Origin of the sequence: Methylobacterium sp. 190mf, assembly GCF_900107945.1 — a bacterium.
In the GTDB taxonomy this organism is placed as follows: domain Bacteria; phylum Pseudomonadota; class Alphaproteobacteria; order Rhizobiales; family Beijerinckiaceae; genus Methylobacterium.
Genome location: NZ_FNVI01000028.1, coordinates 23,627 through 44,046, shown reverse-complemented (window position 1 = coordinate 44,046; position 20,420 = coordinate 23,627). Strand labels below are relative to the sequence as shown.

Below are 20,420 nucleotides of genomic sequence, written 5' to 3'. Positions count from 1 at the left end.
GGAGGGTCGCGATCCGAGCGGTGGCGCATGCAGGGTCCCTCGGGGCCCTTTTTTGTTGCCCGCTCCAGGGCGGCATGGGATCGGCGCAGACGGGTGACCGAGGCGAGAGGCACCTTCGGGCGAGGCGGAGACCGCCCCGCGTGACGGGGGTGCCGGGAGAGAGGACGGGGCAGGGCGGCGATCATGGGATCGCGGTGGCCTCGGAGAGCGCGAGGAGACGAGCATGGGCGGCGAGGTCATGACCGGGGCCGAGATGGTCATCCGGGCCTTCCAGGATCAGGGTGTCGACACGCTGTTCGGGTACCCGGGCGGCGCCGTACTTCCGATCTACGACGCGCTCTTCCACCAGAACGCCGTCAAGCACATCCTCGTCCGCCACGAGCAGGGCGCCGTCCACGCCGCGGAGGGCTACGCCCGCTCGTCCGGCAAGGTCGGCTGCGTCCTCGTCACCTCGGGCCCCGGCGCGACCAACATCGTCACCGGGCTCACCGACGCGATGCTGGATTCGATCCCGCTGGTCTGCATCACCGGCCAGGTTCCGACGCACCTGATCGGCACCGACGCGTTCCAGGAATGCGACACGGTCGGCATCACGCGCCACTGCACGAAGCACAATTACCTGGTCAAATCGATCGACGACCTGCCGCGCATCCTGCACGAGGCGTTCTACGTCGCGGCGAACGGCCGGCCGGGCCCGGTCGTCGTCGATCTGCCCAAGGACATCCAGTTCGCCTCCGGCCTCTACGAGCGTCCGGAGATCGCGAGCCACAAGACCTACCGCCCGGCAGTGAAGGGCGACGCCGACCGGATCCGCGCGGCCGTCGAGCTGATGGCGACCGCACGGCGGCCGGTCTTCTACACCGGCGGCGGCGTGATCAACTCGGGCCCGGAGGCCTCGCGGCTGCTGCGCGAGCTCGTCCGCGAGACCGGCTTCCCGATCACCTCGACCCTGATGGGGCTCGGCGCCTATCCGGGCACGGACGAGAAGTTCCTGGGCATGCTCGGCATGCACGGGACCTACGAGGCCAACCTCGCGATGCACGAGTGCGACGTGATGATCTGCGTCGGCGCGCGGTTCGATGACCGGATCACCGGCCGCCTCGACGCGTTCTCGCCCTTCTCCAAGAAGATCCACATCGACGTCGACGCCTCCTCGATCAACAAGGTCGTGAAGGTCGATGTCGGGATCGTCGGCGACTGCGCCTCGGTGCTCGCCGACATGCTGGAGGCGTGGCGCGCCCTGCCGTCGCGGCCCGACACGTCGAACCTCGATCCGTGGTTCCAGAAGATCAGCGCCTGGAAGGCGCGGGACTGCCTCGCCTACTGGCCGTCGGGCACGATCATCAAGCCGCAATACGCCGTGCAGCGCCTCTACGAGGCCTGCAAGGACCGCGAGACCTACATCACCACCGAGGTCGGTCAGCACCAGATGTGGGCCGCCCAGTACTTCAAGTACGACGAGCCGAACCGCTGGATGACGTCGGGCGGCCTCGGCACGATGGGCTACGGCCTGCCGGCGGCGATCGGCACCCAGCTCGCGCACCCGGACGGGCTCGTGATCGACATCGCGGGCGAGGCCTCGATCCTGATGAACATGCAGGAGATGTCGACGGCGGTGCAGTACCGCCTGCCGATCAAGGTGTTCATCCTGAACAACGAGTACATGGGCATGGTCCGCCAGTGGCAGGAGCTGCTGCACGGCTCGCGCTACTCGCAGAGCTACTCGGAGAGCCTGCCGGACTTCGTGAAGCTCGCGGAGGCCTACGGTGCCAAGGGCATGCGCTGCGAGAAGCCTGGCGACCTCGACGGCGCCATCGCGGAGATGCTCGCCCATGACGGCCCGGTGATCTTCGACTGCATCGTCGACAAGACCGAGAACTGCTTCCCGATGATCCCGTCGGGCAAGGCGCACAACGAGATGCTCCTGTCCGATTACCTCGGCGAGACCGGCGTCGAGCTCGGCGACGTGATCTCCGAGGAAGGCAAGATGCTGGTGTGAGGGCGGGCGGCCCGGCGTCACCGCCGGGCCGCGATCCGCCGCTGCGGCGGCGATGGGTCGAACGACGAGGACGAGGCCGGCGATGAACGCGATGAACACCCACTACCCCGATGCCGTCCGCGTCGAGCCGGTGAACCGGCACACGCTGGCGGTGATCGTCGACAACGAGCCCGGCGTGCTCGCCCGCATCTCGGGCCTGTTCTCCGGCCGCGGCTACAACATCGAGAGTCTGACCGTCTCCGAGACCGAGGAGGCGCGCCACATCTCGCGCATCACCATCGTGACCACCGGGACGAACGCCGTGATCGAGCAGATCAAGGCGCAACTCGACCGCCTCGTGCCGGTGCACCGGGTCGTGGACCTCACGCTCCAGGGCAACGCCATCGAGCGCGAGATCTGCCTCGTGAAGGTGAAGGGCGAGGGCGAGCACCGCAGCGAGGCCCTGCGGCTGGCCGCCGCCTTCGGCGCCAAGACGCTGGACGCCACGCTCAACTCCTTCGTGTTCGAGCTGACCGGCGCCACCGAGGATGTCGACCGGTTCGTGCGCCTGATGAGCGTGATCGGGCTGGTGGAGATCTGCCGGACGGGCATCTCCGCCATGGGGCGCGGGGCGGAGCCGCTCTGAGCTTCTGGCGCGCGGCCAGTCGGTGCTCGGGGAGCCGGAAGACGTTACCGGCTCTGAAGGCGACAGCCGGCTGGCCGTTGTCGCTGAAAACGCCGCGCCCGTGTTCGTCGATCAAGGACCCCCCATGACCGCCCGCACCCTCTACTACGCCCCCGGCGCCTGCTCGCTCGCCGCGCATATCATCCTGGAGGAATCCGGGCTGCCCTACGAGGGCTTCAAGCTCGATCTCGCCGCGGGCGACCAGCGCCGGCCGGAATACCTCGCGATCAACGATCGCGGCCGCGTGCCGGCGCTGACCGAGGACGGCTGGGTGCTCACCGAGTGCGCGGCCATCATGCGCCACGTCGCCCGTCAGGTGCCGGAGAAGGGGCTCTGGCCCACGGATCTCCGCGAGCAGGCCGCCGCCGACGAGTGGCTCGGCTGGCTCGCCTGCAACCACCACGTGACCTACGCCCATGTCCGCCGGCCCGAGCGCTACACCGAGGACGAGAGCGCCTTCGAGGGCATCAAGGCGAAGGCGGCCAACACCTACGCGGACCTCGCCACCATGACCGAGGTGCGCCTGTCGCACGGCGGCTGGGCGGTGGGCGACCGGTTCAGCGTCGTCGACGCCTACCTGACGGTCTTCTGGTTCTGGGCCAACGGCCCGGTGCTCCGGTTCGACATGGCCGGGCGCTTCCCGGCCTGGACCGCCCATGCGCGCCGGGTCGCCGAGCGCCCGGCTGTCCAGGCCGTCTTCGCCCGCGAAGGGCTGCCGCTCCCCCGCTAGCGAGGTGCGGGCACGGCACCCCCTTGCCGCGCCCTACGAATCGGCCTAAAGCGCGTACCGTACGGTACGGTACGCCATTCGAGATGATGCAGGCCAGCGCGACAGCAGAGCGGGAAGAGCCGTCGGCACGCCAGCAGGCGGTGCTGGACGCCGTGCTCGGCCTCATGGTGGAGGACGGCGAGCAGCTCACCATGGACGCCGTCGCGCGCCGGGCGAGCTGCTCGAAGGAGACGCTCTACAAGTGGTTCGGCGACCGGGACGGGTTGCTGACCGCGACGGTGCGCTGGCAGGCCTCCCGGGTCCATGCCGGGCACGACAGCGCTCAGGTGCTCGACGGCGCGACCCTGCGGGAGCGCCTGCAGGACTTCGCCGTGACGTGGCTTGAGGTCATCACCGGCCCGACCTCGGTGGCGCTGAACCGCATCGCCATCGCGCATGCGGGCTCGCGCAAGAGTAATCTCGGCGGCATCGTCCTGGCGAACGGGCGCTTCGCGATCGGCGAGCGGGTGAAGCCCGTGCTAGAGGCGGGGCGCGTCGCCGGCCTGCTGACCTTCGCCGACAGCGAGGCCGCCTTCCGCACCTTCTTCGGCCTCGTCGGCCGGGATATCCAGATCCGACTTCTGCTCGGCGAGACCCTCGACCTCGACGGGGCCGAGATCCGGCGCGATGCGGGCCGCGCCGTCGAGCAGTTCCTGGCCCTCTACGGCCGGGCCAGAACCGACCCGAAACACCAAGCTTAAGAGGAGACAGACATGCGGGTGTATTACGATCGCGACGCCGACCTGAACCTGATCAAGGGCAAGAAGGTCGCCATCGTCGGCTACGGCAGCCAGGGCCACGCCCACGCGCTCAACCTGCGCGATTCCGGCGTGAAGGACATCGTCATCGCGCTGCGCGAGGGCTCTGCCACCGCCAAGAAGGCCGAGCACGAGGGCTTCAAGGTTCTGTCGGTCGCCGAGGCCGCCAAGTGGGCCGACGTGGTGATGATGCTCACCCCCGACGAGCTGCAGGGCGACATCTACCGCGAGTCCCTCGAGGGCAACATGAAGCAGGGCGCCGCGCTCCTGTTCGCCCACGGCCTCAACGTCCACTTCAACCTGATCGAGCCGCGCAAGGATCTCGACGTTCTGATGGTCGCCCCGAAGGGCCCGGGCCACACCGTGCGCTCCGAGTACCTCCGCGGCGGCGGCGTGCCGACCCTGATCGCCATCGCGCAGGACGCCTCGGGCAATGCCCATGACCTCGGCCTGTCCTACGCCTCGGCCAACGGCGGCGGCCGCGCCGGCATCATCGAGACGACCTTCAAGGAGGAGTGCGAGACCGACTTGTTCGGCGAGCAGGCCGTGCTCTGCGGCGGCCTCGTCGAGCTGATCAAGGCCGGCTTCGAGACCCTGGTCGAGGCGGGCTACGCCCCCGAGATGGCCTATTTCGAGTGCCTCCACGAGGTGAAGCTGATCGTCGACCTCATCTACGAGGGCGGCATCGCCAACATGAACTACTCGATCTCCAACACGGCCGAGTACGGCGAGTACGTCACCGGCCCGCGCATCGTCACGCCCGAGACCAAGGCCGAGATGAAGCGCGTGCTGAACGATATCCAGTCGGGCACCTTCACCCGCAACTGGATGCTGGAGAACAAGGTCAACCAGACCTCGTTCAAGGCGACCCGCGCCAAGCTCGCCGCCCACCCGATCGAGGAGGTCGGCGCCAAGCTCCGCGGCATGATGCCGTGGATCTCCGAGAAGGCGCTGGTCGACAAGACCCGCAACTGATCCGCATCCGCGCGGTCGGGCCCGGCCCGGCCGCGCACGCGCGGGGCCGGTCACGCGGAGGCGTGGCCGGCCCTTGGCGTTCCGGGTTGCCCGACACAGGGTGTCCCGGCCATAAGCCCGCCAGCGGTCCCGCGCGTACGAGGACCGGCAAGCGGAGAGGACACGCATGGCATCGCTCTATTCCGACGCGCACCGGGCGCTGCAGGAGGAGTTCGGCACCACCAAGCTCGCCGTGCGTCTCGACGAGGACTGGGTCCACGAGACCGTCCAGCCGGACGAGGCCGCCTTCATCGGCTCCCGCGACATGTTCTTCCTCTCGACCGTCGACCCGGACGGGATGCCGACGGTCTCCTACAAGGGCGGTCCCACGGGCTTCGTGAAGGTGCTCGACGACAAGACGCTCGTCTTCCCGGGCTTCGACGGCAACGGCATGTTCTACTCGATGGGCAACATCGAGGGGCAGGCCAAGGTCGGCCTGCTGTTCATCGACTTCGAGACGCCCCACCGGATCCGCGTCCAGGGCCACGCGACGCTGCTGCGCGACGACGCTCTCTTGGCCGCGTACACCGAGGCCAAGTACCTGGTGAAGGTCGCGGTGACGAAGATCTGGATCAACTGCCCGCGCTACATCCACAAGTATCAGAAGCTCGAGCAGAACAAGTACGTGCCGCGTCCCGGCCGCGAGACCCCGCTCGCCGCCTGGAAGCGCCTCGACCTCGCGGGCGACGTGATCAGCGATGCCGACAAGGCCCGCGTCGCCCAGGAGGGCCGGCTGGAAGTCGCGGAGTACGAGGCGCTGATGGCCCGCGGCGAGGCCTGATCGTCCATTCCGGCCGCCCCGCAGTCCCGGGCGGCCGGTGCGGAACTCAATTTACGTCAAATTAGATTTTTCCGAGTATAAATCTGCCGTATCAAATATTAATTCAGCAAGAATTCTGTGCTATATAGTTTAGTGGTCAAAAAATTCTTGACGATGTGAGGGCCGAGCCATAAATTTCGTGCAGATTTTGCCGATCGCATCTATGCTTGGACCGTTAAGACCATGGTTTCGCTCCCGCTGCGCGTCGCATTGATCTGCAGCATCCTGATCGCTGCGGTGTTCGCGGGTGGGACGACTTTTCTCGCCCGCCGAATCGACGCTTCCTTCGATGATCAGGCCGCAGAGATACAGTCGGAGACGCTGTCGAACGAGGCGCGCGAGGTCCGCTTCCGCCTCGCGGTAGCGGCCAAGACTGCCGAGAGCATCGCGGCCTCCGCGTCGGCCCTGCGCGCCGGCCGCATCCAGGACCGGGACATCTACGACGCGCTGCTGCGCGAGCTTCTGCGCGCCAACCCCGAGCTGATCGCGACCTGGACGGGCTGGGAGCCGGACGCCCTGGACGGGCGCGACCGCGCGTTCGCCGGCACGGCCTCCTCGGACGCGAGCGGCCGCTTCATGCCTTACTGGAACCGCGGGAGCGGCACGATCAAGCGCGAGGTCCTCACGGGCTACGAGGCCGAGCCGGACGGCACCTATTACCTCCGGCCGAAGCAGCTGAACCGCTTGGTCGCCATCGAACCCTACATCTACCCGGTGGCCGGGAAGGACGTCGTCATGATGTCGTTCGGCGCACCGATCACCGTGGACGGCACGTATCGCGGCACCGCCGGCGTCGACATCGATCTCGGGTCCCTGAACGCCGCCCTCGGGGCGGTGAGTCCGTTCGGGACCGGCTACCTCGCCGTGGTCTCGGCGAACGGAACGACCGTCGCGCATCCGACCGGCGCGGCGGCCGGGAAGCCGATGCACGGCTTCGACGCGTCGGCGGCGGACGCGGCCCGGCAGGCGATCGCGGCGGGAGCCGTGGTGGTGACCGACGCGCCGGGCCCGGACGGGGCGCCGTGGCGCTACATGGCGCAGCATATCCAGGCGGGCGAGACGCCCGACCGCTGGGCGATCGTCGTCGCGGTGCCGGTGGCGACGCTCACGGCCGCCGCCGATCGGGCGCGCGCGACGCTGATCGGCATCTCGGTCCTCTGCGTGCTGATCGGGTGCGCGGCCGTCTTCGGCGCGCTGCACCATCTCGTCGGGGCGCCGATCCGCGGCCTCGGCCGGACCATCGGCGACATGGCCGCGGGCGATTACGGGGCGGATGTGCGCGAGGCGCGGCGCCGCGACGAGGTCGGACTGGTCGGGCGTGCCGTGCTGAAGCTGCGCGACGGCCTGCGGGCGCAGGCGGAGGCCGACGCGCGAACGCGGGCAGAGGCTCAGGCGGCGGCCGACCGGGACCGCAAGCGGGTGACCGCGGACTTGGCGAACAGCTTCGAGCAGGCCATCGGCGGCATCGTCGCGACGGTCACGGACGCGGCCACCGCGCTGCAGGCCACGGCCGGGGCGCTGGCCGCCACGGCGTCGGAGACCGCCGGCCAGTCGACCACCGTCGCGGCCGGGGCCGAGGAGGCCGCCTCCAACGTCCGGGCCGCAGCCTCGGCGGCCGAGGAGCTCGGCAGCTCGGTGCAGGAGATCGGGCGTCAGGTCCAGGGATCCGCGCAACTCGCGCGGGCCGCGGCCGACGAGGCCGGGCGCACGGTGCGGCTGGTGGAGGATCTGAGCGCGGCGGTGATGAAGATCGGTGATGTTGTGGCGCTGATCAGCGGCATCGCCGGCCAGACCAACCTGCTGGCCCTGAACGCCACCATCGAGGCGGCCCGCGCCGGCGAGGCCGGCCGGGGCTTCGCGGTCGTGGCCGCCGAGGTGAAGGCGCTGGCCGAGCAGACCGCACGGGCCACCGAGGAGATCGCGGGCCAGATCGCCCGCGTCCAGGCCTCGACCGAGCAGGCGGCCTCGGCGATCGGCAGCATCACGACGCGCGTCGACGAGATCAGCGGGGCGGCCACGACGATCGCGGCCGCGGTCGAGCAGCAGGGCACGGCAACCCAGGAAATCGTCCGCAACGTGACCCAGGCCGCCGCCGGCACGGGCGAGGTGACGACGAACATCGCCCGCGTGGCCGAAGCCGCCGACATGACCGGCTCTGCCGCCGGTCAGGTGCTGGAATCGTCCGCGGACCTGTCGCGGCAATCCGCGCATCTCCGGGCGGAGGTCGGCCGCTTCCTCGGAACGGTGCGCGCGGCCTGATGGTCGCCGTGCCGGCCCGCGCTACGGCGCCTTGCGGGCGACGATGAACACGCGCGGGAAGGCGAGCAGGCGCCGCCCGTCGCTGCGCGGCGGGTAGGCGGCGTCGATCGCGCGGGTGTAGGCCGCCAGGAAGCCGGCCCGCTCCTCCGGATCCAGCGGGTCGAGGAACGGCCGGAGCCCGGTCGCGCTGACCCAGTCCACGATGGCGGCCGCGTCCGCCATGCGGTGGTGGTAGGCGGTGCGCCAGACATCGACCTCGGCGGCGCGCGGCGCCAGCAGGTCGTAGTAGGCGGCGGGTTCCAGCATCCGTCCGAGGCGGCCGGCCACGGCCGGATCGCCGATCGCGGCTGCCCAGGGACCGTCCGCCGCGACCGCGCGCATCAGGCGATGGGTCGGCTCGGCGAGGTTGTCGGGCATCTGCACGGCGAGCACGCCGCCCGGGGCGAGCAGACCGAACAGCCGCGGCAGCAGGCTCGCGTGGTCCGGCAGCCATTGCAGGACGGCGTTGGTGTAGATCAGGTCCGGCGCCCGGTCCGGTATCCAGGTCGCGGCGTCGGCCAGCGCGAAGGCAAGGTCCGGGAGCCGGGCGCGGGCGCTCTCCAGCATGGCCGGCGAGGTGTCGAGGCCGATCACCTCCGCGTCGGGGAAGCGCGCCGCGATCAGCGCGGTCGAGTTGCCGGGCCCGCAGCCGAGATCGACGGCGAGCCGCGGTGCGTCGATGGGCACGCGGGCGAGAAGTTCGGCGGCGGGGCGGGTCCGCTCGTCCTCGAAGCGGGTGTAGAGGGCGGGGTTCCAGTCGGCCATCACACCCTCCCGTATCGATCCGTCAACAGCCGAGCCGGTCGGCGAGATCCGCGAGATCCCGCGCCGCGTGGGTGACCGGCACCGTCGGCGCGGTCTCGCCGCCGGCCGGGCCGTGCTCGTGCGGGCGGGCGATGTGGGCGGTGGCGAGACCGTGGCTGGCGGCCGCCGCGAGATCGTTCGAGTGGGCGGCGACCATCATGGTCTCGCCGGCCGCGAAGCCGAAGGCCGCGACCGCGTCGCGGTAGAGCGCCGGCTTCGGCTTGTAGTCGTGGGAATAGCCGGCGCCGAGCACCGCGTCGAAGATCAGGCCGTTGCGGCGGGCGAGGTCGGCCATCAGCCGGACATGCCCGTTGGAGTTCGGTGCCAGGAGGTGCTTCTCGCGCAGGCGTCGCAGCGCGTCCGGCACCTCGGGCCACGCGTCGAGCCGGTGCCATGCCTGGACAAGCTCGCCCCGCACGGCCTCGGAGACGCCCGCGATGCCGAACTGCGCCAGCACGCCGGGCAGCGACTCGGCCTGGAGCGTGTCGAGGTCGACGTAGGGTCGGGCGCCGGAGCGCACCGTCTCCATCGATGGGTTGTAGCGGGCCCGCCACGCGTCCGCGAAGGCGCCGGCATCGAGGTCCGGCGCGACGGGCGCGAGCAGCCGCGCCGCCTCGCGGGCGACGCCGGAGCGCCAGTCGACCAGCGTCCCGAAGACGTCGAAGACCAGCGCCCGGACGGTCACCGCACCGCCTGCAGGCTGGGACCGCGCCGGACGAAGCCGACGATGTCCTTGACCGCGTCGAGGGTCTGCGCCGCGATGGTCTCGGCCCGGGCGCCGCCGTCGGCCAGCACGGCGTCGATATGGCCCGGATCGGCGGTGAGGCGGCGCATCTCCTCGGCGATCGGCGCGAGGCTCGTCACCGCGAGGTCGGCCAGAGCCGGCTTGAAGGTCGAGAACTGCGCCCCGCCGAAATCGCGCAGCACGTCCTCGCGGGTGATCCCGGCGAGCGCCGCGTAGATCCCCACGAGGTTGTCGGCCTCGGGCCGCTCCTTCAGGCCCGCCACCTCGGAGGGCAGGGGCTCGGGGTCGGTCTTCGCTCTCCGGATCTTCTGCGCGATGGCGTCCGCGTCGTCCGTGAGGTTGATGCGGGCGTTGTCCGACGGATCCGACTTCGACATCTTCTTGGTGCCGTCGCGCAGCGACATGACCCGGGCGGCCGGGCCGCCGATCAGCGGCTCCGTGATCGGGAAGAACGCGTCGCCGTGGCCGTGCGCCGTGATCGACCCCGAGAAATCGGTGTTGAACTTCTGTGCGATGTCCCGAGTCAGCTCCAGGTGCTGCTTCTGGTCCTCGCCGACCGGCACGTGCGTGGCCCGGTAGGCCAGGATGTCGGCCGCCATCAGCACGGGATAGTCGTAGAGGCCGATCGAGGCGTTCTCCCGATCCTTGCCGGCCTTCTCCTTGAACTGGGTCATGCGGTTCAGCCAGCCGAGGCGGGCGACGCAGTTGAACACCCAGGCGAGCTCGGCGTGCTGCGGCACCTGGCTCTGGTTGAACACGATCGAGCGCTTGGGATCGATGCCGGCGGCGAGGAACGCGGCCGTGACCTCGCGGATCTGGCCGCGCAGGGCCTCCGGGTCCTGCCAGACGGTGATCGCGTGCAGGTCGACCACGCAGTACAGGCACTGCGCGTCGCGGTCCTGCATCTCCACGAAGCGCTTCACCGCCCCGAGATAGTTGCCGAGGTGCAGGTTGCCGGTGGGCTGGACGCCCGAGAAGACCAATTCGGTGAACGCGGCCATCGGCGCCGATCCTGAGCAAGATAAGACCGGGGCTCCGCGCCGTCCGGGCGCGCGGTTACTCGCACCCGTAGGCCGGAACGGTCAAGGACGCGCTCACGGCTCCCGCGTCGGCAGCTTCGCGCTCGGGCAGAGGTCGACCAGGACGCAGCGCCCGCAGGCCGGACGGTGATGGTGGCAGACCTTCTGACCGTGCAGCATCAGGATCTCGTGATTGTCGTAGAGATCCTGCGCGCTCCAGTCGGCGGGGAGCTGCGCTCGCAGGATCGGGTGCGACGGGCCGACATCGACCCGCCTGCCGATCAGCCCGAGGCGTTGGGCGACCCGGTGATGGTGGCTGTCGACCGGCAGGGCCGGCATCCGCAGGGTGGAGAAGGACAGGACCGCCGCGCTGGTCTTCGGCCCGATGCCCGGGATCGCCTGCAGCCATTCCCGCGCCGCCTCGACCTCCATGTCGGCCAGGAAGGCGAGGTCGAGGCTGCCGTGCCGGTCGCGCAGGGCGCGGAGCACGTCGCGGATACGCGGCGCCTTCAGCTCCGGCCAAGTCACGCCCGCGATGGCGGCCTCGATCTCCGGCACGTCCGCGTCGAGCATCGCGTCCCAGTCGGGGAAGCGCGCCCGCAGCGCCTTGAAGGCCCGGCCGGATTCGGCATTGCGGGTCCGGTGCGACAGGAGCGACGAGACGAGCTCGCTGACCGGATCGAGGCTGTGGAAGTACGGGATCGGGCAGCCGTAGACCGGGCAGAGCCGCGCGTGGACGGCGAGCGCCTTCTCGGCCAGCGCCGGATCCGCGACGGCGGGGACCGCCTTGCGGCGTGAACGCGGGACGGTCGCGGATCTGAGGTCGGCGGCGGGCATGTCGGGCGAATCCGCCAGCCGCCGCCCCTGTTCCTGCCGGTACGGGGCAGCGGCGATCTGTCCGCATCGTCGGGTCCGCGCGCTTCCAGCGGAGAGCAGGGCGCGCTCGATTCCGAGGCGGTCGTCGCGACCGAAGGGCGCCGCCGCCGGCCCGCGCTCGCCTACTTCACCAGCGCGTAGATGTTCACGTCGAGACTGTCGTCGGTGCTGTCCTTGAGGTCGGTGGCGTACTCCTCCACGAACCGGTCCTGCACGACGATGTCCTTGGCATCGAGGTAGGCGGTCAGCGTCTCGTAGGTGCTGTCGATCGACTCGTAGGAGCCCTTGTGGGCGAAGCGCAGCGCCTTGCCGGAGGGCGTCGTGCCGAAGCGCAGGCCGTCGGTCTCGGCCGGTGCCGGGCTCGGCGCGGCCGCCACCGGGACCATCGCCTCGAACTCGAAGCCGTCGTCGTCCGTGCGGGTGAAGACCGCGAGCGGCCGGCCGGCCGGCGCGACGCCGAGCTTGGCGAGGTCGGCCTCGATCCGCGCGAAGGCCTGCTTCAGGTTCGGCACGGCCTCCTCCCACTTGGTCTTGCCGGACAGGATCGCGGCGGGCTTGGCCGGGAGGGTGACCTCGTCGACGTCGCCGGGCTCGCCGGCCTTCTCGATGAGCGTGGGCCGGCCGGGTGTCCCCGTGCTCGTGGCCGGGGGCGTTCCCGCCGCAGACTGGCCCGCGGGCGGGGGCGCCACCGATTGCTGCGGGGCCGGGGCCGCGCTCTTGTCCGGGTCGGCGACCGGGTTCGGCGCGGTCGTGGTCGGCAGCGGGTTCGTCTGGGCCGGCGCGGGCGCCGTGGAGGGCGGTGGCGCGGGCTGCTGCTGGGCGGCGATCGGGCCGGCCGACGCGAGCACGAGGGCGGCCGAGAGGGCGACGAGCGGACGAAGGCGGATCACGTAGGGCGCTCCGGTCGAGGCCCGCGGATGATCGCGCGGGCTCCCGCGGCGTAACCTAGTGGCGAACGGGACGGCCCGCGAGGGCGCCGCGGACGAGAGCCGCGGGTGCGGCGCATCTGCCACGCCGTGGCACCCCTCGCGCCGGGCGGCGGCTTTTGCGATATAGCCCGCGCCTTCCTCCAACCGCGGGACCGCATGAGCGCACTCGCCCACAGACGCTTCCTGAAGATGCACGGCGCCGGCAACGCGATCGTGGTGCTGGACCTGCGCGGCTCCGCGGCGAAAGTCCGGCCCGAGGAGGCGCGGGCGATCGCCCAGGATCCCGGCTCGACCTTCGATCAGCTGATGGTCCTGCACGATCCCGTGAGCCCGGGCACCGACGCGTTCATGCGCATCTACAACACCGACGGTTCGGAATCGGGCGCCTGCGGCAACGGCACGCGCTGCGTCGCCTACGCGATGCTCGACGACCCGGCCATGGCGCGGCCGGCCGAGGGCGGCCGGCTCACCCTGGAGACCAAGGCCGGCCTGCTCGGAGTGCGCCGCGTCTCGGAACGCGCCTTCACGGTCGATATGGGCCGGCCGCGGCTCGCCTGGGACGAGATCCCCCTGTCCGAGCCGTTCCCCGACACCCGCCGGATCGAGCTGCAGATCGGCCCGATCGACGACCCGATCCTGCACTCGCCGGGCGCCGTGAACATGGGCAACCCGCACGCGGTGTTCTTCGTGGAGCAGGATCCGGACAGCTTCGACCTCGCCCGGATCGGCCCGATGCTGGAGAACCACCCGGTGTTCCCGGAGCGCGCCAACATCTCGGTGGCGCAGGTGACGGGCCGCGAGACGATCAAGCTCCGCGTCTGGGAGCGGGGGGCCGGGCTGACGCTCGCCTGCGGCACCGCCGCCTGCGCCACCGTGGTGGCCGCCTCGCGCCTGCGGATGATCGGCCGGCAGGCCAGCGTCGCGCTGCCGGGCGGCGAGCTGTTCGTCGAGTGGCGCGCCGACGACCATGTCCTGATGACCGGTCCGGTCGCGCTCGTCGCCGAGGGGACCCTGGCGCCGGAGCTGTTCGACAGCGCGGCCTGATGGCGGTCGAGACCCTCACCTTCGGCTGCCGCCTCAACACCGTCGAGTCCGAGGCCCTGCGGGCCCACGCGGCTGCGGACGGGCGCGACCGGGTGGTGGTGAACACCTGCGCGGTGACCGCCGAGGCCGGGCGGCAGGCCCGCAAGGCGATCCGGCGCATCGCCCGGGAGCGGCCCGGCGCCGAGATCGTCGTCACCGGCTGCGGCGCCGAGGTCGAGACGGAGGCCTACGCGGCCATGCCGGAGGTGGCGCGCCTCGTCGGCAACGCCGAGAAGCTGCGGCCGGAGGGCTGGTCTGCGGCCGCGACCGGTCCGGGCGCCGTCATGGCGGCGCGGGTGGCCGAGCCGACGCGGGTCGAGGCGGTCGCCGGGCACACCCGCGCCTTCGTGCCCGTGCAGAACGGCTGCGACCATCGCTGCACCTTCTGCGTGATCCCGTTCGGGCGGGGCGTCTCCCGCTCGGTGCCGGAGGCGGACGTGATCGCGCAGGTCGAGACCCTCGTGGCCCGGGGCGGGCGCGAGGTGGTGCTGACCGGCGTCGACCTCACCGCCTACGGCCGCGACCTCGCCGGCCCGGCCCCGACCCTCGGCGGTCTCGTGCGGGCGATCCTCCGGGCGGTGCCCGACCTCGCGCGCCTGCGCCTCTCCTCGATCGATTCCGTCGAGGCCGACGACGCCCTGCTGGCGGCGATCGCCGAGGAGGAGCGGCTCATGCCGCACCTCCACCTGTCGCTGCAGGCCGGCGACGACCTGATCCTCAAGCGCATGAAGCGCCGGCACCTGCGCGCCGACGCGATCCGATTCTGCGAGACCGTGCGGCGGCTGCGGCCCGACATCGTACTCGGCGCCGACCTGATCGCGGGCTTCCCGACCGAGACGGAGGCGCAGTTCGCCCGCTCCCTCGACCTCGTGGCGGAATGCGGCCTGACGCACCTGCACGTCTTCCCCTATTCCCCACGTCCCGGCACGCCGGCCGCGCGCATGCCGCCGGTTGCGCCGGACGTGATCCGTGCGCGGGCGACGCGGCTGCGCGAGGCGGGTGCGGGTGCCCTGCGGCGGCACCTCGACGCGCAGGTCGGGCGCCGCCTGACGGTCCTGGCCGAGCGAGGCGGCGTCGGGCGGAGTGTGGATTTCACGGCCGTGCGGCTGGCGGCCGATGAGGCGCCCGGGACGTTCCTCAGCATCGCCATCGCGGGGCACGACGGGGCGCGGCTGATCGGCGCCTAGCGCCCGGTCTTCCTGGCCTGTGACGCTCCGTGCCGGCCCCGAAAGGACGGATGCGGTCCAGGCGCATGTTCAATCGTGCCCGCCGCCGTCTTTGCGAGCGGAGCGAAGCAATCCAGCGGCGCCAGGTCTCCCGATGTCGCGCTGCCCTGGGTCGCTTCGCTGCGCTCGCGATGATGCGAGGCTCACGCGCCCATCGTCGCCACGGCTTCGGCGATGTGCGGTGGGGGCGGCGCCGTCACAGTGATGGCCTCCCGTTTAGGATAAAGCGGGATCGATAGCGCCCGCGCGTGGAGGTGCAGCGCGCTCCCGCGGGGCGCGCCGCCGTAGACCGCGTCGCCCAGGATCGGCCAGCCGGAGGCGGCGCAGTGGACCCGGAGCTGGTGTGTCCGGCCGGTGACCGGCTTCAGCTCCAGCCAGGTCCGCCCGCCGGCGCGGCCGAGCACCCGCCAGTGCGTCAGCGACGGGTCCCCCGCGGGGTCGGCCTTCATCCACCACGAGCGCGGATCGTCCGAGCGGCGGGCCAGCGCCAGGTCGATGCTGCCTTCCTCCTCGGCGGGACCGCCGGCCACGATCGCCCAGTAGGTCTTGTCGACGGCGCTGCCGGAGAAGAGCTTCCCGAGCCGCGCCAGAGCCTTGGCGTGGCGGCCCAGCGCGAGGCAGCCGGAGGTGTCGCGGTCGAGCCGGTGCGCGGCCTCCGGCCGGCGGGGCAGGCCGAACCGGAGCGCGTCGAGGTGGTCGGTGAGCGTCTCGCCGCCGCGGGGGCCCGGATGGACCGGCAAACCCGCCGGCTTGTCGATGACGAGCAGCAGGGCATCGCGGTAGAGGAGGCGCGCGCCTATGTCGAAGGCGTTGGACATCCGGATCGGCTAGAGGGTCGGTGTCGGCGGGGCAAGGTGGGGCGAGGACGCGATTTCATGGCGAGCGAGGAGAAGCCCGGCTGGTTCGGACGCCTGTTCGGGCGCAAAGGCCAGCCCGCGCCCGAGGACAGAGCCGAGGATCAGGCCGAGGACAAGCCCGAGGCCGAGCTTCCGGCCGGGGCGGCCTCGCCCTCCGAGGGGGAGCCGGACTTCGCCACCGCCGCGGAAGATGTCACCCACGTCCCGCTGCCGCCCGAGGAGACCGGGGAGCCGGTCCCGGACGCGGTCGAGGGTGCGGATCTGCTGCCTGTGGAGGGCGAGCCGGAGCGTCCGCCGGCCGGCACCGCCGGTGACGATCCCGCGCACGGCGCCGACCCGGTCGATACGGGTGATATGAACCGCGAGCCGGTGGTGGAGCCGGCTGCCGACGTGCAGCCCGAGATTAAACCCGATTCCCAGCCCGACATCCAGCCGGTCGACAGCGCCGCGGCCCTCGCGCACGACGCCGGCGCCGGGCCGGACCGCGAGCCGGAGGCCAAGGGCTGGTGGAGCCGCCTCACCTCCGGGATGAAGCGGACCTCGTCGGCGCTGTCCGACCGGGTCACGGGCCTGTTCACCAAGCGCAAGCTCGACGCCACGACCCTTGAGGACCTGGAGGACGCCCTGATTCAGGCCGATTTCGGCCTGGAGACCGCGATGCGGGTCTCGGAGGCCGTCGGCAAGGGCCGCTACGAGAAGGGCATCTCGCCCGACGAGGTCCGGGCGATCCTGGCCGCGGAGGTCGAGCGCGCGCTGGAGCCCGTGGCGGTGCCGCTGACGATCGACGACGCCCGGAAGCCCTTCGTGATCCTGACGGTCGGCGTGAACGGCGCCGGCAAGACCACGACGCTCGGAAAGCTCGCCTCGAAGCTGCGGGCGGAGGGGCGCACCGTGATGCTCGCGGCCGGCGACACCTTCCGCGCGGCGGCGATCGACCAGCTCAAGGTCTGGGGTGCGCGCACCGGCACGCCGGTGGTGAGCGGCGCGCAGGGGGCGGATGCGGCGGGCCTCGCCTTCGACGCCCTGAAGCAGGCGGGCGCCGCCGGCACCGACGTGCTGCTGATCGACACCGCCGGCCGGCTCCAGAACAAGGCCGGCTTGATGGCCGAGCTGGAGAAGATCGTCCGCGTCCTGCGCAAGCAGGACCCGGAGGCGCCGCACGCCACGCTCCTCGTCCTCGACGCCACGGTCGGCCAGAACGCGCTCAGCCAGGTGGAGCTGTTCTCGCAGGCCGCGCCGGTCTCGGGCCTGGTGATGACCAAGCTCGACGGCACCGCCCGGGGCGGCATCCTGGTGGCACTGGCGGCGAAGTTCGGCCTGCCGGTGCACTTCATCGGCGTCGGCGAGGGCGTGGAGGATCTGGAGCCCTTCGCAGCCCGCGACTTCGCCCGGGCGATTGCCGGGCTGGAGAAGGATTAGGCGGCGCGCAGCACGTCGGTGCGGGCGAAGTCTTCGCCCTTGAACAGGAGCGGCGCGTTAAGCGACCGGGCGAGCGCGTAGGCGAAGCAGTCGCCGAAGTTCAGCCCGGCCGGGTGCCGACCCTTGCCGCAGCGGGCGAAAGCGTCGGCGGCCATCTGCGCGAGCGCGTAATTGACCGGCACGACCGATATGCGTCGCGCCCCGATCCACGCGTCGAGCGCCGCACGACCGTCCGCCGCGCGCATCGCCACGATCGCACACTCGAGGTAGGTCGCTGCCGCCATCGCGATCCCGTCTGCGCGGGCAATGGCACGGGAGAAATCGTCGGCTTCCGGCTCATCGAAACGTATCGCCAAGAAGGCCGAAGAATCGACGACGATCACACTGGCAGACCGTGTTCGTCGTAGGCGAGGATCTCGTCGATCGGACGCGCGTCCACGAGCGGGCTCGCGTTGAGGCGACGGCGCATCGCCTCATCGGCGGCCAGCCCTTCGGCGATGCGCCGCGCCGCCTCGTCGTTGATCCGCTCCCGCTCCCGCCGCAGCAGGTCCAGCAGCAGATCCGGCGCCGGCCGCCGGGTGGTTTCCGCGAGGTCGGCCAGGAGCGCCTCGATCTCGGCATTCTCGATCGTGATGGACATCGCCCGCTCCGCGTTACACACACCCCGGCGAATCCCGTCCGACGCTCTCAGCCGACCGTGAGCGCCGCAGCCGAGCCAACCGAGCGTATGCAGATCGAATCCGTCCCCCCGCACCGCCACCTGCCGCCGCTCGTGAAGCTGGCCCTGGAACTCGGGCCGCTGGTGCTGTTCTTCCTCGGCAACGCCTATTCCGAGAAGTTCGGCATCGCCCCGGACCAGAAGCTGTTCGTGGCCACGGGCGTGTTCATCGCGGCGACCGTGGTGGCTCTGGCGATCCACTACGTGATGGTGCGCCGCCTGCCGATCATGCCGCTCGTGTCCGGCGTGGTGGTGGTGGTGTTCGGCGGCCTGACCCTGGCGCTGCAGGACAAGACCTTCATCATGGTCAAGCCGACCATCGTGAACGCCCTGTTCGGCACCGTGCTGCTCGGCGGCCTCGTGTTCGGGCGCTCGCTGCTGTCGGTGGTGCTCGACTCGATGTTCAGCCTCACCGACGAGGGCTGGCGGAAGCTCACCTTCCGCTGGGGCGTGTTCTTCTTCGTGCTGGCGGCGCTCAACGAGCTGGTCTGGCGGACCCAGACGGAGGATTTCTGGGTCAACTTCAAGGTGTTCGGCATCATGCCGATCACCGTGCTGTTCGCCCTCGCGCAGACGCCGCTGCTCACCCGCTACGAGCGCAAGAAGGCGCAGCCGGAGGCGTGATGCCTACTGCGCCGCCGCCACCTTCCCGGCGGCGCGGATGCGGGCGAGCACGCTGGAAAAATTCTCCGGCGTGAGGATGCCGACCAGCTTGTCGCGGATCACGCCGTCGGGCCCGATGATGAAGGTCTCGGGCACGCCGTAGACGCCGAAATCGATCGCCGCGCGGCCGCCGGCATCGGCCCCGACCGCGCTGAACGGCACGCCGTGCCGGGTCAGGAAGCGCTGGCCGGCCTCGGGGTTCGGCTCCTTGTAGTCGATCCCCACGAGCCGGATGCCGGGCTCCTTCGCCAGCCGCATCAGCATCGGATGCTCCACCTGGCAGGGCGCGCACCACGAGGCGAAGACGTTGAGCACCGTGATCTGGCCCTTGAGGTCCGCGCTCGACAGGCCGGGCACGGGTGCGCCGTTGGCGGTCAGCCCCGGCACGGCGGGCAGGTCGAAGCGCGGGACCGGCTTGCCGATCATCGCGGAGGGGAGGGCGGCCGGGTCGGCGCCGGAGCGCAGGCGCAGGAACAGCACGGCGGCGAGCGCCGCGAAGACGAGCGCCGGCAGGATCAGCAGCAGCGAGCGGCGGACCGGCGGTGTCCGGCCGGCGGTGTCGTCGAGGGGCACGCTCATCGCCGGTCCTCGCCGAAGCCCCTGAGGGCGCGCCGCTGCGCCCGTCGGTCGCGCAGGGCGTTGCCCACGAGGGCGACCATCACCACCGCCGTGAACGCGTAGGCGGCCAGGATGAAGCCGCCGTGAGACCCGAGATCCATCGCGGTCCTCCTAGACCGGCTGCCCGACCGGCATCGCGGCCGGTGTCGGGGTGAGGCGCGGCTGGGCGCGGTCGAGGCGCTCGGCCTCGCGGATCGTCAGCGTCCGCACCCGGCGGCGCATGATCTCGGTGCGCATCGCGTAGAGGTGCAGGGTCGTCCCGCCGAGGGTCGCGGCGGCGATCATGACCAGCAGCGGGTGGAGCATCGAGGGATCGATGGTGGAGCCGCCCATGCGCAGGATCGAGGCCGGCTGGTGAAGGGTCGACCACCAGTTCACCGAGAACTTGATGATCGGCAGGTTCACGGCACCGACCAGCGTCAGGATCGCGACCGCGCGGGCGGCGCGGTTCGGATCCTCCAGGGTCCGCCACAGGGCGATGATGCCGCAGTAGATCAGCAGCAGGATCAGCATGGAGGTCAGGCGCGCGTCCCAGACCCAGTAGGTACCCCACATGGGCTTGCCCCACAGCGAGCCGGTCACGAGGCAGATCAGCGTGAAGGCGGCCCCGATCGGCGCGGCCGCCCGCTGGGCGACGTCGGCCAGCGGGTGGCGCCAGACCAGGGTTCCGATCGCCGACACGCTCATCGCGCCGTAGAAGAACACGCCGAGCCACGCCGCCGGGACGTGGATGTACATGATCCGCACCGTCTCGCCCTGCTGGTAGTCGGGCGGCACCACGAAGAAGGTCTGGTACAGGCCCAGGGCCAGCACGCCGAGGGACAGGGCCGTCAGCCACGGCACGAGCGCCCCCGACCACCGCATGAAGTGGCTGGGGTTCGACAGGCGGGTCCAGAGGGAAGGCGTCATCGCGGCAGCTGTCTCGGACATCGTGGAAGCGGTCTAGCCTAGGGTGCGGTGCAGCAACAATGCGGGTCGGCGGCGCAGGCGGCGGGGGTGCCGCAATGGCATCGTGCGCCGGGCCGGAACCTGTTGGGCCTTCGGATCCGAAAAGCTGCTGTACGACTGCGCCGACAACGAGCCGTCTTCCTGAGACATCCGCGACGCACGCGCTCTCCCGCACGGGAGCGGGGACCCGCGC

General features: G+C 71.2%; 22 protein-coding genes. 11 read left to right on the top strand and 11 right to left on the bottom strand.

Annotated elements, in window-relative coordinates:
• The first annotated feature begins 223 nt into the window (after positions 1 to 223).
• From C4T42_RS26115 to C4T42_RS26085, 7 genes are all read left to right on the top strand, one after another.
• Positions 224 to 1,999 (top strand): acetolactate synthase 3 large subunit, encoded by a 1,776-nt coding sequence (locus tag C4T42_RS26115; protein ID WP_103986137.1) that lies wholly within the window; start codon positions 224 to 226, stop codon positions 1,997 to 1,999.
• Between the two features lie 82 nt (positions 2,000 to 2,081).
• Positions 2,082 to 2,624 (top strand): acetolactate synthase small subunit, encoded by a 543-nt coding sequence (gene ilvN, locus C4T42_RS26110; RefSeq protein ID WP_020090724.1) that lies wholly within the window; start codon positions 2,082 to 2,084, stop codon positions 2,622 to 2,624.
• 124 nt (positions 2,625 to 2,748) lie between these two features.
• Complete coding sequence (locus tag C4T42_RS26105) at positions 2,749 to 3,393, top strand: glutathione S-transferase N-terminal domain-containing protein (RefSeq protein ID WP_103986136.1); 645 nt, start codon at positions 2,749 to 2,751, stop codon at positions 3,391 to 3,393.
• Positions 3,394 to 3,476: 83 nt separating this feature from the next.
• Positions 3,477 to 4,133 carry a TetR/AcrR family transcriptional regulator C-terminal domain-containing protein gene (locus C4T42_RS26100; protein ID WP_103986135.1) on the top strand — a complete coding sequence of 219 codons (657 nt, stop codon included), beginning with the start codon at positions 3,477 to 3,479 and terminating at the stop codon, positions 4,131 to 4,133.
• Between the two features lie 12 nt (positions 4,134 to 4,145).
• Entirely contained in the window at positions 4,146 to 5,165 is a 1,020-nt protein-coding gene (ilvC, locus tag C4T42_RS26095) for a ketol-acid reductoisomerase (protein ID WP_012322218.1), read from the top strand.
• A 166-nt stretch (positions 5,166 to 5,331) separates the two neighbouring features.
• Entirely contained in the window at positions 5,332 to 5,985 is a 654-nt protein-coding gene (locus tag C4T42_RS26090; protein ID WP_020090721.1) for a pyridoxamine 5'-phosphate oxidase family protein, read from the top strand.
• A 222-nt stretch (positions 5,986 to 6,207) separates the two neighbouring features.
• On the top strand, positions 6,208 to 8,283 hold the full coding sequence (locus C4T42_RS26085) for a methyl-accepting chemotaxis protein (protein WP_103986134.1): 2,076 nt from the start codon (positions 6,208 to 6,210) through the stop codon (positions 8,281 to 8,283).
• A 21-nt stretch (positions 8,284 to 8,304) separates the two neighbouring features.
• Here the strand turns inward: C4T42_RS26085 and tam are convergent, their stop codons facing one another.
• The 5 genes from tam to C4T42_RS26060 form a co-directional block, all read right to left on the bottom strand.
• Positions 8,305 to 9,087, bottom strand: a complete 783-nt coding sequence (tam, locus tag C4T42_RS26080) for a trans-aconitate 2-methyltransferase (protein ID WP_103986133.1) — start codon at positions 9,085 to 9,087, stop codon at positions 8,305 to 8,307.
• A 22-nt stretch (positions 9,088 to 9,109) separates the two neighbouring features.
• Positions 9,110 to 9,811 (bottom strand): haloacid dehalogenase type II, encoded by a 702-nt coding sequence (locus tag C4T42_RS26075; RefSeq protein ID WP_103986132.1) that lies wholly within the window; start codon positions 9,809 to 9,811, stop codon positions 9,110 to 9,112.
• Complete coding sequence (trpS, locus tag C4T42_RS26070; RefSeq protein WP_103986131.1) at positions 9,808 to 10,872, bottom strand: tryptophan--tRNA ligase; 1,065 nt, start codon at positions 10,870 to 10,872, stop codon at positions 9,808 to 9,810. The genes C4T42_RS26075 and trpS overlap by 4 nt, the downstream gene beginning before the upstream one ends.
• Before the next feature lie 93 nt (positions 10,873 to 10,965).
• On the bottom strand, positions 10,966 to 11,727 hold the full coding sequence (locus C4T42_RS26065) for a Fe-S cluster assembly protein HesB (RefSeq protein ID WP_103986130.1): 762 nt from the start codon (positions 11,725 to 11,727) through the stop codon (positions 10,966 to 10,968).
• Between the two features lie 161 nt (positions 11,728 to 11,888).
• On the bottom strand, positions 11,889 to 12,656 hold the full coding sequence (locus C4T42_RS26060) for a GyrI-like domain-containing protein (RefSeq protein WP_091679256.1): 768 nt from the start codon (positions 12,654 to 12,656) through the stop codon (positions 11,889 to 11,891).
• A 195-nt stretch (positions 12,657 to 12,851) separates the two neighbouring features.
• On the opposite strand from C4T42_RS26060, the gene dapF reads away from it, so the two are divergent.
• A complete protein-coding gene (gene dapF / locus C4T42_RS26055; RefSeq protein ID WP_103986129.1) occupies positions 12,852 to 13,739 on the top strand; it encodes a diaminopimelate epimerase in 888 nt (295 codons plus the stop codon).
• Complete coding sequence (gene mtaB / locus C4T42_RS26050; protein WP_103986128.1) at positions 13,739 to 14,965, top strand: tRNA (N(6)-L-threonylcarbamoyladenosine(37)-C(2))-methylthiotransferase MtaB; 1,227 nt, start codon at positions 13,739 to 13,741, stop codon at positions 14,963 to 14,965. The genes dapF and mtaB overlap by 1 nt, the downstream gene beginning before the upstream one ends.
• 182 nt (positions 14,966 to 15,147) lie before the next feature.
• On the opposite strand, the gene C4T42_RS26045 is transcribed toward mtaB, so the two are convergent.
• Positions 15,148 to 15,822 carry an RluA family pseudouridine synthase gene (locus C4T42_RS26045; RefSeq protein WP_091679246.1) on the bottom strand — a complete coding sequence of 225 codons (675 nt, stop codon included), beginning with the start codon at positions 15,820 to 15,822 and terminating at the stop codon, positions 15,148 to 15,150.
• A gap of 57 nt (positions 15,823 to 15,879) precedes the next feature.
• Here C4T42_RS26045 and ftsY point away from each other — a divergent pair, with 57 nt between their 5' ends.
• Complete coding sequence (gene ftsY / locus C4T42_RS26040; RefSeq protein ID WP_103986127.1) at positions 15,880 to 17,280, top strand: signal recognition particle-docking protein FtsY; 1,401 nt, start codon at positions 15,880 to 15,882, stop codon at positions 17,278 to 17,280.
• On the opposite strand, the gene C4T42_RS26035 is transcribed toward ftsY, so the two are convergent.
• Complete coding sequence (locus C4T42_RS26035; protein ID WP_042674894.1) at positions 17,277 to 17,663, bottom strand: type II toxin-antitoxin system VapC family toxin; 387 nt, start codon at positions 17,661 to 17,663, stop codon at positions 17,277 to 17,279. The genes ftsY and C4T42_RS26035 overlap by 4 nt on opposite strands.
• On the bottom strand, positions 17,660 to 17,920 hold the full coding sequence (locus C4T42_RS26030; RefSeq protein WP_042674895.1) for a type II toxin-antitoxin system VapB family antitoxin: 261 nt from the start codon (positions 17,918 to 17,920) through the stop codon (positions 17,660 to 17,662). Before C4T42_RS26030 ends, C4T42_RS26035 begins: the two co-directional genes overlap by 4 nt.
• 87 nt (positions 17,921 to 18,007) lie before the next feature.
• Here C4T42_RS26030 and C4T42_RS26025 point away from each other — a divergent pair, with 87 nt between their 5' ends.
• A complete protein-coding gene (locus C4T42_RS26025; RefSeq protein WP_042674897.1) occupies positions 18,008 to 18,622 on the top strand; it encodes a septation protein A in 615 nt (204 codons plus the stop codon).
• Between the two features lie 3 nt (positions 18,623 to 18,625).
• Here the strand turns inward: C4T42_RS26025 and C4T42_RS26020 are convergent, their stop codons facing one another.
• From C4T42_RS26020 to C4T42_RS26010, 3 genes are read right to left on the bottom strand one after another with little or no spacing between them, the layout of a single operon-like run.
• The gene (locus C4T42_RS26020) at positions 18,626 to 19,240 is read right to left on the bottom strand and encodes a DsbE family thiol:disulfide interchange protein (RefSeq protein WP_042674898.1); all 615 of its coding nucleotides are present in this window, start codon (positions 19,238 to 19,240) and stop codon (positions 18,626 to 18,628) included.
• Positions 19,237 to 19,380, bottom strand: coding sequence for a heme exporter protein CcmD (gene ccmD, locus C4T42_RS26015; RefSeq protein WP_020090708.1), 144 nt, complete (start codon positions 19,378 to 19,380; stop codon positions 19,237 to 19,239). Before ccmD ends, C4T42_RS26020 begins: the two co-directional genes overlap by 4 nt.
• 10 nt (positions 19,381 to 19,390) lie before the next feature.
• Entirely contained in the window at positions 19,391 to 20,188 is a 798-nt protein-coding gene (locus C4T42_RS26010) for a heme ABC transporter permease (RefSeq protein WP_026604551.1), read from the bottom strand.
• Positions 20,189 to 20,420: the final 232 nt, after the last annotated feature.